14 protein-coding genes are annotated in these 13973 nt (G+C 63.9%); 10 read left to right on the plus strand and 4 right to left on the minus strand.

The window, feature by feature from the left end; genetic code table 11:
• The first annotated feature begins 16 nt into the window (after positions 1–16).
• The 4 genes from YU9_RS0107745 (at position 17) to argC (YU9_RS0107760) (ending at position 3522) form a co-directional block, all read left to right on the plus strand.
• Complete coding sequence (locus tag YU9_RS0107745; protein WP_027572287.1) at positions 17–547, plus strand: DedA family protein; 531 nt, start codon at positions 17–19, stop codon at positions 545–547.
• A gap of 226 nt (positions 548–773) precedes the next feature.
• Positions 774–1454: an FMN-binding negative transcriptional regulator gene (locus tag YU9_RS0107750; RefSeq protein WP_027572288.1), complete on the plus strand. Its 681-nt coding sequence runs from the start codon at positions 774–776 to the stop codon at positions 1452–1454.
• Positions 1451–2449, plus strand: a complete 999-nt coding sequence (argC, locus tag YU9_RS0107755) for an N-acetyl-gamma-glutamyl-phosphate reductase (RefSeq protein ID WP_027572289.1) — start codon at positions 1451–1453, stop codon at positions 2447–2449. Before YU9_RS0107750 ends, argC (YU9_RS0107755) begins: the two co-directional genes overlap by 4 nt.
• A gap of 26 nt (positions 2450–2475) precedes the next feature.
• Positions 2476–3522 (plus strand): N-acetyl-gamma-glutamyl-phosphate reductase, encoded by a 1047-nt coding sequence (gene argC / locus YU9_RS0107760; RefSeq protein ID WP_027572290.1) that lies wholly within the window; start codon positions 2476–2478, stop codon positions 3520–3522.
• Between the two features lie 432 nt (positions 3523–3954).
• Here the strand turns inward: argC (YU9_RS0107760) and YU9_RS0107775 are convergent, their stop codons facing one another.
• Positions 3955–4353, minus strand: a complete 399-nt coding sequence (locus tag YU9_RS0107775; RefSeq protein ID WP_027572291.1) for an MAPEG family protein — start codon at positions 4351–4353, stop codon at positions 3955–3957.
• Positions 4354–4416: 63 nt separating this feature from the next.
• Entirely contained in the window at positions 4417–6225 is a 1809-nt protein-coding gene (locus YU9_RS0107780; RefSeq protein WP_027572292.1) for an alpha/beta hydrolase, read from the minus strand.
• Positions 6226–6478: 253 nt separating this feature from the next.
• On the opposite strand from YU9_RS0107780, the gene YU9_RS0107785 reads away from it, so the two are divergent.
• The 6 genes from YU9_RS0107785 (at position 6479) to YU9_RS0107810 (ending at position 11976) form a co-directional block, all read left to right on the plus strand.
• Positions 6479–6754 (plus strand): hypothetical protein, encoded by a 276-nt coding sequence (locus YU9_RS0107785; RefSeq protein ID WP_027572293.1) that lies wholly within the window; start codon positions 6479–6481, stop codon positions 6752–6754.
• A 226-nt stretch (positions 6755–6980) separates the two neighbouring features.
• Positions 6981–8201 (plus strand): LL-diaminopimelate aminotransferase, encoded by a 1221-nt coding sequence (locus tag YU9_RS0107790; protein ID WP_027572294.1) that lies wholly within the window; start codon positions 6981–6983, stop codon positions 8199–8201.
• Positions 8202–8230: 29 nt separating this feature from the next.
• Positions 8231–9547: a homoserine dehydrogenase gene (locus tag YU9_RS0107795; RefSeq protein WP_027572295.1), complete on the plus strand. Its 1317-nt coding sequence runs from the start codon at positions 8231–8233 to the stop codon at positions 9545–9547.
• A gap of 88 nt (positions 9548–9635) precedes the next feature.
• Positions 9636–10637 (plus strand): class II fructose-bisphosphatase, encoded by a 1002-nt coding sequence (gene glpX / locus YU9_RS0107800; RefSeq protein ID WP_027572296.1) that lies wholly within the window; start codon positions 9636–9638, stop codon positions 10635–10637.
• A gap of 120 nt (positions 10638–10757) precedes the next feature.
• Positions 10758–11477 carry a haloacid dehalogenase type II gene (locus tag YU9_RS0107805; RefSeq protein WP_027572297.1) on the plus strand — a complete coding sequence of 240 codons (720 nt, stop codon included), beginning with the start codon at positions 10758–10760 and terminating at the stop codon, positions 11475–11477.
• An 85-nt stretch (positions 11478–11562) separates the two neighbouring features.
• Positions 11563–11976, plus strand: coding sequence for an ASCH domain-containing protein (locus tag YU9_RS0107810; RefSeq protein ID WP_027572298.1), 414 nt, complete (start codon positions 11563–11565; stop codon positions 11974–11976).
• A gap of 110 nt (positions 11977–12086) precedes the next feature.
• Here the strand turns inward: YU9_RS0107810 and YU9_RS0107815 are convergent, their stop codons facing one another.
• Together YU9_RS0107815 and YU9_RS0107820 are read right to left on the minus strand one after the other, a co-directional pair.
• On the minus strand, positions 12087–13058 hold the full coding sequence (locus tag YU9_RS0107815) for an MBL fold metallo-hydrolase (protein ID WP_027572299.1): 972 nt from the start codon (positions 13056–13058) through the stop codon (positions 12087–12089).
• A 214-nt stretch (positions 13059–13272) separates the two neighbouring features.
• On the minus strand, positions 13273–13938 hold the full coding sequence (locus YU9_RS0107820) for a GntR family transcriptional regulator (protein WP_156951747.1): 666 nt from the start codon (positions 13936–13938) through the stop codon (positions 13273–13275).
• Between the last annotated feature and the right edge of the window lie 35 nt (positions 13939–13973).

The raw sequence follows: 13973 nt of genomic DNA on the forward strand, positions 1-13973 counted from the left end.
GGGAAGGCGATTTTGGATGGAGCAGTTTGCGCACGCCCTGGCTGATTTCGTGCGCGTTCACCAGGCTTGGGCGGCGCCAATCGTGTTCCTGCTCGCGTTCGGGGAGTCGCTTGCGTTTATCTCGCTCTTGATTCCGGCCTGGGGCGCGCTGGTGGCCATCGGCGCGCTGATCGGGGTGAGCGGCATCAGCTTCTTTCCGGTCTGGCTTGCCGGCGGCCTCGGCGCGGCGCTGGGCGATTGGGTCTCCTACTGGTTCGGCTACCGCTACAAGGAGAGCGTTGCCCAGATGTGGCCGCTCTCGCGCTATCCGGAACTCTTGCCCAGGGGCGAGGCTTTCGTGCGCAGCTGGGGCATACCCAGCATCTTCATCGGGCGCTTCTTCGGTCCCTTGCGCGCCTCCGTGCCGCTCGCGGCCGGCATCTTCGAGATGCCCTATTGGAGCTTCCAGGCCGCCAATTTCGTTTCGGCCCTGATCTGGTCGGCCGTGCTCTTGCTGTTCGGCGACGTGCTCGCGAAGATCATGGAATGGATCTGGCGCGTCATCTGACGCCTGAACCTTGACGGGAACCGCGACTGGCCTTATAGCCGCGCGCCATGATCAACGCCGCGACCATCCTGTTCGCTCGTCGCCGCCGCCGCAGCTTAGCGGTTTGGGCGGTCGATCGCGTTTGAGATCATCGTCTTTGCCGCTGGACCCGATCCGCGGCATCCTCTCTCCTGTCAGCGCGATCTGATCCGGCGGCTCCCCCAAGGAGGCCCAGCAGGAGACCACGATGTACACACCACCCTTTTTCAAGCAGGATCGCGCCGCGAGCCTGAAATTCGCCGAAGAGCGCGGCTTCGGCACCATGTGCGCCTTTGATGGCCACAAGCCGATTGCTTCGCCATTGCCGTTCTACCTGACCTATGCCGCGGACGGCACGCCGCAGGCCGCCTTTCATCTCGCCCGTCACAATCCGCTGCTAAAGCTTGCGGGCGGTGATGCGTCCTGGCTGCTCGCGGTCAACGGTCCCGATGCCTATGTATCGCCGGACTGGTACGTCTCGCAGGATCAGGTCCCGACCTGGCTCTACCAGTCGGTGCATCTGAGCGGGCCGGTGCGGCTCTTGTCCGACGATGAGCTGTCGATGCAGCTCGACACGCTCAGCGCCAAGTTCGAGAGCTGGCTGTTGCCGAAAAAGCCGTGGACGTCAGGCAAGATGACGGCGGGTCGGCTGGAGACGATGAAGAAGGCGATCGTTGGGCTGGTCATGACGGTTGAGGAGGTCGAAGGCAGCTTCAAGCTGAACCAGCACAAATCCGACGCCGACTACGTGGCCATCGCCAATGCGCTCAGCGCCGGTGATGCCGACGCCAAGCAGATTTCGCGTTTGATGCGGCAGGCCAGGCCGCAAGCCTTCGCAGAACCAGACTTCGCAGACGATACGAACATGCTCGAAAGGAGCGCGCCGTGAGCCTTTCTGAAACCGGCCTCGCTGACACCACGAAAGCCCCGACCGCCAGCGCGGCCAAAAAGCCCGCCACCGTCTTCGTCGATGGCGGCTCCGGCACCACCGGCCTCGGCATCAACGAGCGGCTGAAGCTCCAGAGCGACGTCGCGGTGAAGACCATTGCCGATGACAAGCGCAAGGACCCCGCAGCCAAGAAAGCGCTGATGGAAGAGGTGGACCTCGTCATCCTCTGCCTGCCGGACGATGCCGCCAAGGAAACCGTCGCTCTTGTCGACAGCATGGGGGCTCAAGCGCCGAAAGTGCTGGATGCCTCGACCGCCTACCGGGTCGCGCCGGACTGGGCCTATGGCTTTCCCGAGCTGACGCCGGACCAGGCCGGCAAGATCAAGGCGGCGAAGAAGGTCTCAAATCCCGGCTGCTATCCGACCGGCGCGATCGCGCTGCTGCGGCCGATCGTCGATGCCGGCCTGCTGCCATCAGACTATCCCGTCACCGTCAACGCGGTGAGCGGCTATTCCGGCGGCGGCAAGTCGATGATCGCAAGCTTCGAAGATGGCAGCGCGCCGTCGTTCGAGCTCTACGGCCTCGGCTTCGAGCACAAGCATCTGCCCGAGATGCAGCTCTATTCCAACCTGACGCGGCGGCCGATCTTCATTCCCTCGGTCGGCAACTACCGGCAGGGTATGCTGGTCTCGGTGCCGCTCCAGCTCGACACCTTGCCGGGCAAGCCTGGCGGCGCCGACCTTCAGGCAGCGCTGGCTAAGCGGTACGCCGGCTCGAACTACGTCAAGGTGATGCCGCTGCAGAACGAGGCCATCAAGGGCGGCCGGCTCGAGCCGGAGGCGCTCAACGAGACCAACATGCTCGAACTCTACGTCTTCGCCAGCGACAAGTATCACCAGGCGTTGCTGGTCGCCCGGCTCGACAATCTCGGCAAGGGTGCATCCGGCGCAGCCGTGCAGAACATGCGACTGATGCTCGGGCTGGCAGAGACGTAACCGATCCAACGTTGAAGGAACGTCTGATGAGCACGAAGAAGATCGGCATTCTCGGCGCCTCCGGCTACACCGGCGCCGACGCGGTGCGCCTGTTGGCGCGGCATCCGAATGCCGAGATCACCGCACTCACTGCCAATACCCACGCCGGCAAAGCCATGAGCGAGGTGTTTCCACACTTCTTCATGCTGGACCTGCCTAAACTTGTGGAATGGGAGAAGGTGGACTGGAGCAGGCTCGATGCGGTGTTCTGCGGACTGCCACACGGGACTACGCAGGAAATCATCGCCGCGGTCCTCAAGGCAAATCCCAAGATCAAGGTCCTCGACATGTCCGCCGATTTCAGGCTGCGGGACAAGAGCACCTACGCGCAATGGTACGGCCATGAGCATCGGGCGCTCGAATTGCAGGGCGAGGCGGTCTATGGTCTCACCGAATTCTATCGCGAGAAAATCACGTCGGCGCGGCTGGTCGCCTGTCCCGGCTGCTATCCCACGGCGGCGCTGCTCGCGCTGGTACCGCTTGCGAAGGCCAAACTGATCGATGTCGACGACATCGTCATCGATGCGAAATCGGGCGTCACCGGCGCCGGACGCGGGCTGAAACAGAACACGTTGTTCAGCGAGGCGGGCGAAGGGCTTTCGCCCTATTCGGTCGGTACCCACCGGCACGCGCCCGAGATCGAGCAGGAGATCGGCGTCGCCGCCGGCTCCGCGGTGACGGTGAATTTTACACCGCATCTGATCCCGATGGCGCGCGGCGAACTCTGTACGTCCTATGTAAAACTCAATGGCGTGACGCCCGACGATTTGCGGGCCGCGCTCGAGAAGGCCTACGTCAACGAACCCTTCGTGCATGTCGCTAAGAAGGGCGTGCTGCCGCAGACGCAGAATGTGCGCGGTTCTAACTATGTGCAGATCGGTGTCGTCGCCGACCGCATCAAGAACCGCGCGATCGTCATTTCCACGCTCGATAATCTGGTGAAGGGCTCGGCCGGGCAGGCGATCCAGAACATGAACTTGATGTTCGGGTTGCCCGAAACTGTGGGGCTGGAGCAGATCGCGCTATTCCCGTGACGTGAGTGCGACAGTGGATGAAGAGACGCTGCAATTCTACCGCGGCAACGCCGAGGCCTATGCCTGGCGCGAGCGCGCCAGGCGCGGTTGACCGCGTTTCTCGCCAAGCTCGCGCCAGGTGCTTCCATTCTCGAACTCGGATGCGGCGCCGACGGCGGTACCGCGGAAATGCTGGTGCGCGACTTCGCGGTTCGTGCGACCGACGGATCACCGGAAATGGCCGAGGTCGCCTCGCGCCGTCTCGGCCGATGGCCGCGACACGCTGAACCGCTATTACAATTATCCCTTGCCGGACTGGCTGCAGGCGACCCACGCCGAAGCGGGCAGTCGGAGGGGTGACGATCGATTCGGGCGAGGTCAATGGCTTCGACGACAAGGCCGCATCGATGCTGTTCGTCGTCGCGCAGAAGAGCGGCTGAGCACGGCGCGCGTTCACACCACCCCGAAGATCGCCAGCGCCAGCACGGCCTGGGCGAGAAAGCCGACGGTGAAGGCCAGCGTGCGGAACACCGGCAGGCCGAGCGTGTAGACGATGAGATGTGCGACCCGCGACCAGAAATAAACGGCGCAGGCGAGCACGGTCCATTTCGTGGAATAGTCGATCGCGTTCAGGATCAGCACCAGCGGCGCGAAGATCACGAGGTTCTCGACCGCGTTGTCATGCGCGAACATCAGCCGGTTCGCCCACTCCGCCTGCGGCTTGTCGCCCCGCGAAGGGTTGGCCATGGCACCGCTCAACCCGCGAACCTGGCATCGGTTGATGATGTAGGGAATCCAGAGAACCCCCGTCAGGATCACCGTCAGTGTCAGCCAGAACAATTCGCGTGTCATAGTGGCAGTCCCCTGTGTCGTCGCTGGATTGAGGCGAGTCTATACGAAAGCACGGAGATTCCGCTATGCGCGAACTCTGACATAGCTGCCGGGCGCGTCCTCGATCGGCGGGAATGCTTCGCTGCCGACCGCCCGCGCCGGGACTTCCTCGGGATCGAGCCCGCCCAGCCACTCCCGCCAGTCGGGCCACCACGAGCCCTTGTGCTCCACGGCTCCCTTCATCCACTGCGCGATGTTGACGTCCTTGATGTTGTCGTTGGTCCAGTACTGGTACTTGCTCGAGGCGGGCGGATTGACCACGCCCGCAATGTGGCCCGAGCCCGACAGCACGTACTTCACCGGACCGCCGAAGAACTGCGAGCCGTAGAGCACCGAGTCAGCGGGCGCTATGTGGTCCTCGCGGGTGGCGAGATTGTAGACGGGCACCTTGACCTTGGAGAGATCGAGCAGGGTATTGTCGAGCACCATCGTGCCGGCGGAGAGCCGGTTCTCCAGATAGCAATTGCGCAAGTAATAGGAATGATTGGCCTGGGTCATGCGCGTCGCGTCGGAGTTCCAGTGCAGCAGGTCGAACGCGCTCGGCTGCTGGCCCTTCAGGTAGTTGCTGACGACATAGGACCAGATCAGGTCATTGGAGCGCAGCATGTTGAAGGCCATCGCCATCTTCGAGCCTTCGAGCACGCCGGCGGCCCTCATGTCCTGCTCGAGCGCTGCGATCTGCTCCTCGTCGACGAACACGAGGAGATCGCCGGCGTGGGTGAAGTCGACCTGCGCGGCGAAGAACGTCGCGGACGACACGCGCTGACGGCGCTTCTCGGCGAGCCAGGCCAGCGTGGTCGCGAGCATGGTGCCGCCGACGCAATAGCCGGCGGTGTGCACCTTCATCTCGCCGGTGACCTTCTCGATCACGTCCATCGCCGTGAGCGGGCCTTCCTTCATGTAGTCTTCCCAGCCCTTGTTGCCGAGCCGCTTGTCCGGATTGACCCACGAGATCACGAAGACGGTGATGCCCTGGTCGACGCACCACTTGATGTAGGATTTCTCCGGCTTGAGATCGAGGATGTAGAACTTGTTGATCCAGGGCGGCACGATCAGGAGCGGTGTGCGCAGCACCTTCTCCGTGGTCGGCGCGTACTGGATCAGCTGCATCATCTCGTTCTGGTAGATCACCTTGCCCGGCGTCGTCGCCATGTTGACGCCGACGACGAGATTGTCCGGATTGGACTGGCGGATCTTCAACATGCCTTTGCCGGCGGCGATGTCCTCGGCCAGCATCGTCAGGCCGCGCGCAAGATTCTCGCCGCTGGACGCCACCGTCTCGCGCAGCACCTCGGGATTGGTCAGCACGAAGTTCGATGGCGAGAGCGCGTTGGTGACCTGCTGGACGTAGAACTCGGCCTTGCGGCGCGTGTGCGGATCGAGCCCTTCGGCATCGCGCACCAGCTCCTGCGCCCATTTGGTCGTGAGCAGATAGAGCTGCATGACGAAATCGAAGAACTGGTTCGACTTCCATTCCGGATCGGCAAAGCGCTTGTCGCGCGGCGAGGGAGCGATTGCGGGCGGGGCCTCCTGGCCGGCCATGCGCCGCGCCGCCGAGCCCCAGAGGTCGAGATAGTCCTTGGCGAGCTTGGTCTGGAGATCGGAGGAGCGGGATGTATCCGACAGCCAGTATTCGGCGACCGACGTGAAGGTCTTGACGACCTCAGCGAGCTCGGCCGGTGGACGATCCTGCACCTCGCCGCTCTCGCGCGGCTTAAGGTAAGCGGCAAGTGCCTTGCCGCCGCTCTCCATCGCCCGCGCGACATTCATCGCGAAGGCTTCCGCATCGAACTTCGTCTCGGGTTTCGGCGTGTCGGTCGTGGCCATGCTCATGAGCAGAACAGTAACGATTCATTCCGTATTCGTCACCGCGAAGCTCGCATGTTTGACGTTAAACACTCTCGAAGATGTGTTGCACTGCGACAAAATTTCTTGGTTCCGTCACAATCGAGCCGCACCGCTCGGCTTGGTAGCGCCGGGCTATTTTCTCGCTCACGCCATTTGGGCAGCAATGGTTTGAGCTTGGGCGCGGTCTTGGGTAAGGTTGCCCGGGGCCGTGCTTTGGGACGAGTAGGGGATTTCCCAAGTGTTGGCGTTATGGGACCTGCAAAGGACGCTGCCGATCTGCGGCGCGCTGTTGATTGCGGCGCTCGCCCTCGGCGGGTGTTCGAGCCAGCTCGCGGATCTGACGCCCGCGGATGCGCAGCCGCATGCCAGGGAGCCTGGTACCTATCTGCCGGTGCACGATCTGCCGCCGGATCGCGATCAGGCAATCATCCCGCCGGAGCAGCGCGCCAAGATCGAGGCCGAGCTCGCCGCCGCGCGCGATCGCCAGGCTGTGGCCGCCAAGGACGCCAAATAGCCCGTGACGTGAGACGGGCAACGTAATCGCTGGCGCCTCCGCTTTGCCGTGCTAAAAGACCTCGGTTCAGCCAAGAGTCAGGGCGAACGACTTCAGTCTTCGTCGTCGACGATTGCTCTAAGTATTTGATTTTGAGTAATTTTCGCGATGGGGCTGAGGGCCTTTTGGAATGGCCCTCTTGATCTGTCGATTCTGTCCTGACCGGTTGCCCGGAGCCCAGAGAGCCATGGAAGAATTTTACCGCATTCGCCGCCTTCCGCCTTACGTGTTTGAGCAGGTCAACCGGGCCAAGGCGGCTGCGCGGAATGCCGGCGCCGACATCATCGACCTCGGCATGGGTAATCCGGACCTGCCGGCGCCGCCGCATGTGCTGGAGAAGTTGAAGGAGACGCTCGGCAAGCCGCGCACCGACCGCTACTCGGCCTCGCGCGGCATCCCCGGACTGCGCAGGGCCCAGGCCGCCTACTACGCCCGTCGCTTCGGCGTGAAGCTCAATCCCGACACCCAGGTGGTGGCGACGCTGGGTTCGAAGGAAGGTTTTGCCAACGTGGCGCAGGCAATCACCGCGCCCGGCGATGTCATCCTCTGTCCGAACCCGAGCTATCCGATTCACGCCTTCGGCTTTTTGATGGCGGGCGGCGTGATCCGCTCGGTGCCATCGGAGCCGACGCCGCAGTTCTTCGAGGCGGCGGAGCGGGCGATCATCCATTCGATCCCGAAGCCGCTGGCGCTCGTCGTCTGCTATCCCTCGAACCCCACGGCCTATGTCGCGAGTCTCGATTTCTACAAGGACCTCGTCGCCTTCGCGAAGAAGCACGAGATCCTGATCCTGTCCGATCTCGCTTATGCCGAGGTCTATTTCGACGAGAACAACCCGCCGCCCTCGGTGCTGCAGGTGCCGGGCGCGATGGACGTCACCGTCGAGTTCACCTCGATGTCGAAGACCTACTCGATGGCCGGCTGGCGCATGGGCTTTGCGGTCGGCAATGAGCGCGTGATCGCAGCGCTCGCCCGCGTCAAATCCTATCTCGACTACGGCGCCTTCACGCCGGTCCAGGTCGCGGCGACGGCGGCGCTCAACGGCCCGGACGATTGCATCAAGGAGATGCGCGACACCTACCGCAAGCGTCGCGACGCGCTGGTGGAATCGTTTGGCCGCGCCGGCTGGGAGATTCCGCCGCCGGAGGCCTCGATGTTCGCCTGGGTGCCGCTGCCGGAAGCCTTCCGCAGCATCGGCAGCATGCAGTTCGCAACCCTGATGGTGGAGAAATCCGGCGTCGCGGTCTCGCCCGGCGTCGGCTTCGGCGAGCATGGTGAAGGATATGTTCGCATCGCCATGGTGGAAAACGAGCAACGGATCAGGCAGGCCGCGCGCGGCGTGCGCCGCTTCCTTGAAAGCGGGATCGAAACGTTGCACAACGTCGTTCCGCTCGCCAATCGGCGTTGAGTTCTCTTCGGCAGGTTTTCTAAGGCATCATGGTTGCACCCCTGAAAGTGGGCATAGCGGGGCTCGGCACCGTGGGCGCCGAAGTTGTCCGTTTGATTGAAACGCAGGCGCGCGTGCTCGCGGGCCGCAGCGGCCGCGGCATCCGCGTCGTCGCCGTCACTGCGCGCTCGAAGGCGAAGAAGCGCGGCATCGATCTGCGCGGCGTCGAATGGGCGAAGGATCCGATGGCGCTCGCCACCCATCCGGAGGTCGATTGCTTCGTCGAGCTGATGGGCGGCGCCGGCGATCCCGCGCTGTCGGCTGTGGACGCCGCGCTGGGCGCCGGCAAGTCGGTCGTCACCGCCAACAAGGCGCTGCTGGCCAAGCACGGCCTCAAGCTCGCCAAGGCGGCTGAAAAGCACGGCGGCGCGCTGAATTTCGAGGCAGCCGTCGGCGCAGCCATCCCTGTCATCAAGACGTTACGCGAAGGTCTTGCCGGAACCGGCATCACCCGCGTCTACGGGATCCTCAACGGCACCTGCAATTACATCCTGACGCGGATGGAGCAGGAGGGGCTGTCCTTCGCCGAATGCCTCAAGGACGCGCAGCGGCTCGGCTATGCCGAGGCCAATCCGTCCTTCGACGTCGACGGCCACGACACTGCGCAGAAGCTCGCCATTCTCGCCAGCCTCGCCTTCGGCACGAAAGTTGCTCAAAGCGCCGTGTATGTCGAAGGCATCTCATCCATCGCGCCGGAAGATCTTCGCGCCGCCGCCGATCTCGGTTACCGCGTCAAGCTGCTCGGCGTTGCGGTTCGCACCGCCAAGGGCATCGAGCAACGCGTGCATCCGACCATGGTTCCCAAATCCTCCTCGATCGCGCAGGTGATGGGTGTCACCAATGCGGTCACGATCGATGGCGAGGGCATTCCGCCGATCACCCTGGTCGGCCCCGGTGCCGGCGGTGCTGCGACGGCATCAGCCGTCGTTGCCGACATCGCCGACGTCGCGCGCGGCATCCGCGCCAATCCGTTCGGCCGGCCGATCTCGCAACTCCGCGACACCAAGAAGGCGCCGATGGAGCGGCATGAAGGCGGTTATTACATCCGCCTGCTCGCGCGCGATTTCCCCGGCACTGCGGCGGCGATCGCGACCCGGCTTGCAGAGCAGAAGATTTCGATCGAGTCGATCGTGCAGCGTCATCCCAATGGCGGCGCTGCGCCGGCCGACGGCAAGGCGGTCCCCGTGCCCGTCATCCTGATCACCTATGCCACGCATGAGGACGCCGTGCGCCGCGCACTCGCCGCCGTGCAGAAGGACAAGGTCATCAGCGGACGGCCGCAGGTGATCCGGATCGAGAAGAACTGAGGCGGTTGTTCATTCGAACGAACCGTGGGCGTTGAGAGTTGATGCGGGCAGAGATGTCTGTCCCAAACCGTTTCGAAGGAGTAAGCCGATGTCGACCCATATTTCAGTCCCGCCGCAAGCGTTGCTCGAGCGCATCCTCACGCTGGAGATTGTGCGGGTGACGGAGCGGGCGGCGGTGTCGTCGGCGCGGTTGCGCGGGCACGGCAACGAGAAGCAAGCTGACCAGGCCGCCGTCGACGCCATGCGCCGCGAGCTCAACAAGCTGCCGATCGAAGGCACTATCGTGATCGGCGAAGGCGAGCGCGACGAGGCGCCGATGCTCTTCATCGGCGAGAAGGTCGGCATGAATGCCGGTCCCCAGGTCGATATCGCCGTCGATCCACTCGAAGGCACCACGCTGTGCGCCAAGAACATGCCGGGCGCGATCGCGACCATGGCAATGGCCGATGGCGGCACGCTGCTGCACGCTCCCGATGTCTACATGCAGAAGCTCGCGATCGGACCCGGTTACGACAAGGGCGTGGTCGATCTCGATGCTTCGCCTGCCGACAACGTCCGCCGCCTCGCCAAGGCCAAGGGCGTCAAGCCGGAAGGCATCACCGTTCTCGTGCTCGACCGTCCGCGCCACGCCGACATCATTGCGAGCGTGCGCTCGACCGGCGCTGCGGTGCGCCTGATCACAGACGGCGACGTCGCCGGCGTCATTCACTGCGCCGACCCCGACAACACCGGCGTCGACATGTATCTCGGCACGGGCGGCGCGCCGGAAGGCGTGCTCGCGGCCGTGGCGCTGCGCTGCATCGGCGGCCAGATGCAGTGCCGCCTCATCCTCGATTCCGACGAGAAGCGTGAGCGCGCCGCCAAGATGGGCGTCAACGACCCCAAGATGATCTACGGCATCGAGGACATGGCGCGCGGCGACTGCCTGTTCGCCGCCACCGGCGTCACCACGGGCTCGCTGCTCTCAGGCGTCAAGTTCCGCAAGGACGGCGTGATCGAGACCGAGACGGTGGTGATGCGCTCCGTCACCGGCACCGTGCGCTACATCAAGGCCGAGCACCGCGAGCTGGCGAAGTTCCATCTGGATTGAGACTGCCGTCATTCCGGGGCTCGCGAAGCGAGAACCCGGAATCTCGCGCCACGACTTCTGGATTCCGGGCTCGCGCCCTGCGCGCGCCGGAATGACGACAAGAATAATCAGGAAGCGCCCATGTCCGATCTCTCTGCCGTCAAAGCGCTGGTCTTCGACGTGTTCGGCACGGTCGTGGACTGGCGCACCAGTCTGATCACCGACTTCATGTGGTGGGGTAAGCAGCGCGGCATCAGCGCTGATTGGACCGCGCTCGTCGACGGCTGGCGCGGCATGTACGTCGCCTCCATGGACGACGTGCGCAAGCATCCCGAGCGCGGCTACGTCATGCTCGACGATCTGCATCGCCGCTCGCTGGAGAAGCTCGTCGAGAAATTCGCGATCAAGGGCCTCACCGAGGCCGATCTCGATTATCTCACCAAGGGCTGGCACCGGCTCAATCCCTGGCCCGACAGCGTCGCCGGCCTGACGCGGCTCAAGACGAAATTCGTGATCGCGCCGCTCTCGAACGGCAACGTGGCGCTGCTCACCAACATGGCGAAGTTTGCAGGGCTGCCGTGGGACCTCATCATGTCGGCCGAGCTGTTCGAGCACTACAAGCCCGATCCCGAGACTTATCTCGGCGCCGCGCGCCTGCTCTGCCTCAAGCCGGAAGAGGTGATGATGGTCGCCGCCCACAACGGCGATCTCGCCGCCGCGCAGAAGAACGGATTGAAGACCGCCTTCGTGACGCGGCCGACGGAGTATGGTCCGCTTCAGAAGGTGGACTTCGAGGCGATCGGCAATTGGGACATCGTTGCGAAGGATTTTGGCGGGATCGCCGATAAATTGGGCTGCTAGGGCGCGCTTCGTGACGCAGCAAGTTCTTTTGCTTCCTGCGATACGCCGTTGCATCGCGTCGAGGTGACGTGAAGGTCTGAAGATCATGAGCAAGCTGGTCCCCGAGCGCTATCGACACCTCCGGACATTTGCGTTCGGCGACAGCCCTGCGCTGGCGGATGAATTGGTCGAGCTCGTCATCAAGGGCATCAAGACCGCGACGTGCAGCACCGAAGACGAGCCGAACACCTCCACGCCCGGTGAGCGCTGGGTCGTGCTCGACGGCCGAGGAGAGCCGCGTTGCGTCATCGAATCCGTTGAGGTGACGTATCGGCGCTTCAACGAGGTCGACGCAGCCTTTGCGTATGAGGAGGGTGAAGGTGACCGGAGCCTGACCTATTGGCGCCGCGCCCATCAGTCCTATTTCGGCAGGCTCGGACGATATAGCGACGACATGATGCTGATGTGCGAGCGTTTTCGCCTTGTCGAGGTCTTCGGCGATGCCGAGAGGGATCCATAGCTACGAGAGTGATGCTCATCTGCAGGCGCGCCTGGACCGCTTGTAAGCGTGGCCTTGCGCAGTGATGCACGATCCGGGCGGCTCGCGCCGCCCGGACGTGATCTGCCCGCCTACAACGTCATCTTCATCGGCTCCGGATAGTAGTGGAAGCCGTCGCCCGACTTGGCGACGTGGCCGTAGCCGGGCCAGGCGAAGTGATAGGACATCACCGGGGTCTTGTTGGCCGCAAGCATCGTCAGCAGTTTCACGCGCGACTCCGCCGCCTGCTTCGGGTCTGTGTCATAAGAGAATTCCATCCGCGGCCGCTCCAGCAGCAGTACCGAATGGTGCGAGAGATCGCCGAGGAACGCGAACGATTTGCCCGCCGAGGAGACCATGAAAATGGTGTGGCCGACGGTGTGGCCGGGCGCCGCGATCGCCTGCACGCCGGGCAGAAATTCCTGGCCGTCCTTGAAGAACACGATGCGGTCGCGCACCGGCAGCAGGTTCTTGCGGGCGTGAACGACGAAGTCCTTGGCCGCGCTGCCGAGCTTGCCCTCGTCGGTCCAGAAGTCGAAGTCGGTCTGCGAGATGTAGACTTGCGCATTCGGAAACAGCGGCTTGCCGCCCTCGTCGACGATGCCCCCGATGTGGTCGATATGGGCATGCGAGCAGACCACGGCGTCGATGTCCTCCGGCTTGATGCCGGCCTCGGTCATGCTCTTCTGCTGGCGGCCGGTGCTGGCGCCGAACATCTTCGATGAGCCCATGCCGGTGTCGAACAGGATCAGCTTGTCGCCGGTGTTCACGATCGGCGAGTTCTGTTCGAGCACGACATTGTCCGGCGACAGGAAATTGTCGGCGAGCATCTTCTTGACCTCTTCCTGGGGAACGCCAAGGAACGTCCCGGAGGGGTCGCCGAGCGGCAGCGGCCCGTCGGACACGACGGTCACCTCGGCATCGCCGAGAATGAAGCGGTGCCAGTACGGCGTCTGGGTGCCGAGTTTGGGAGCCCGCGCCATCGCGCTGCTGCCGAGCATGGCGCTGGCGCCGAGACCGGCGCCGAGTGCGAGTAGGGACCGACGTGAGACATCGATTGTCATGCGTTTTCTCCGCCTTTGTCTTTTGTTTTCCGCAAGTGTTCGCGCGTAGCGACCGCCTGATCGGCCCGCGGCCAGAGACGGTGCAAGGCATGCTGCGCCGGTTGCGACAAGCTAGCAAGTGGAATTACTTGGCACTGCACGCTGAGCGGGAACGATAGTCGGACCGCGAAGGCGACGCGCAAAGGCAGGCCGCGCCAAAGCGCGGTATTGCGGGCTACGCAATTCTCAACGTGACATCATTGCCTTCCGTCTCGGCAAAGCCCGCCTGCAGGACCTCTTCGCGCTTGTGACGGAGATGCGCACGCAGGATGTGGGCGAGGCCGACGCCGTCGCGGCGCTGAAGCGCGTTGAGGATCGCCTCGTGCTCCTTCACGGCAAGCGCCCAGCGCTGCGGCGTCATCGGCGTGACGTAGCGCGCGCGCCGGATGCGCGCGGTCACCGAGGTGTAAAGCCCGGCGAGCACGGGATTTCCTGCTGCGGTCACGATCGCTTCGTGAATGGCGCGGTTGCCGCGATAGTACTGGATCAGGTCACCGTCGCGATAATGCTGCACCATGTTCGCATGTGCGGCGGCGATCGCGTCGATCTCGCCGTCCGTGATGCGCTCGCAGGCGAGCTCGCCGGCGAGGGCCTCCAAGCCCTGGCAGACCTCGAACAGGTCGCGCATGTCCTTGTCGGTCAGTTTTGCTGCGCGCGAGCCGCGATGCGGCAGCAGCTGTACGAGCCCTTCCGCGGCCAGCACCTTGAGCGCCTCGCGCAGCGGCGTGCGCGAGATCTCGAGCCGCTCGCACAGCTCGCGCTCGGGAATCCGCGCGCCCGGCGGGATTTCGCCGTCGAGCAGGATGGCGCGGATGCGGCCGACGACTTCTTCGTGAAGCATGGGTCTGAGCTCGATTTGAATGCAAAAACGAACTT

The organism is Bradyrhizobium sp. WSM1743, from assembly GCF_000473065.1.
In the GTDB taxonomy this organism is placed as follows: Bacteria; Pseudomonadota; Alphaproteobacteria; order Rhizobiales; family Xanthobacteraceae; genus Bradyrhizobium.

Coding starts and splice junctions, on each gene's coding strand:
- YU9_RS0107745 (WP_027572287.1), top strand. CDS start 17: ATGGAGCAGTTTGCGCACGCCCTGGCTGATTTCGTGCGCGTTCACCAG.
- YU9_RS0107750 (WP_027572288.1), top strand. CDS start 774: ATGTACACACCACCCTTTTTCAAGCAGGATCGCGCCGCGAGCCTGAAA.
- argC (WP_027572290.1), top strand. CDS start 2,476: ATGAGCACGAAGAAGATCGGCATTCTCGGCGCCTCCGGCTACACCGGC.
- YU9_RS0107775 (WP_027572291.1), bottom strand. CDS start 4,353: ATGACACGCGAATTGTTCTGGCTGACACTGACGGTGATCCTGACGGGG.
- YU9_RS0107780 (WP_027572292.1), bottom strand. CDS start 6,225: ATGAGCATGGCCACGACCGACACGCCGAAACCCGAGACGAAGTTCGAT.
- YU9_RS0107790 (WP_027572294.1), top strand. CDS start 6,981: ATGGAAGAATTTTACCGCATTCGCCGCCTTCCGCCTTACGTGTTTGAG.
- YU9_RS0107795 (WP_027572295.1), top strand. CDS start 8,231: ATGGTTGCACCCCTGAAAGTGGGCATAGCGGGGCTCGGCACCGTGGGC.
- glpX (WP_027572296.1), top strand. CDS start 9,636: ATGTCGACCCATATTTCAGTCCCGCCGCAAGCGTTGCTCGAGCGCATC.
- YU9_RS0107805 (WP_027572297.1), top strand. CDS start 10,758: ATGTCCGATCTCTCTGCCGTCAAAGCGCTGGTCTTCGACGTGTTCGGC.
- YU9_RS0107810 (WP_027572298.1), top strand. CDS start 11,563: ATGAGCAAGCTGGTCCCCGAGCGCTATCGACACCTCCGGACATTTGCG.
- YU9_RS0107815 (WP_027572299.1), bottom strand. CDS start 13,058: ATGACAATCGATGTCTCACGTCGGTCCCTACTCGCACTCGGCGCCGGT.
- YU9_RS0107820 (WP_156951747.1), bottom strand. CDS start 13,938: ATGCTTCACGAAGAAGTCGTCGGCCGCATCCGCGCCATCCTGCTCGAC.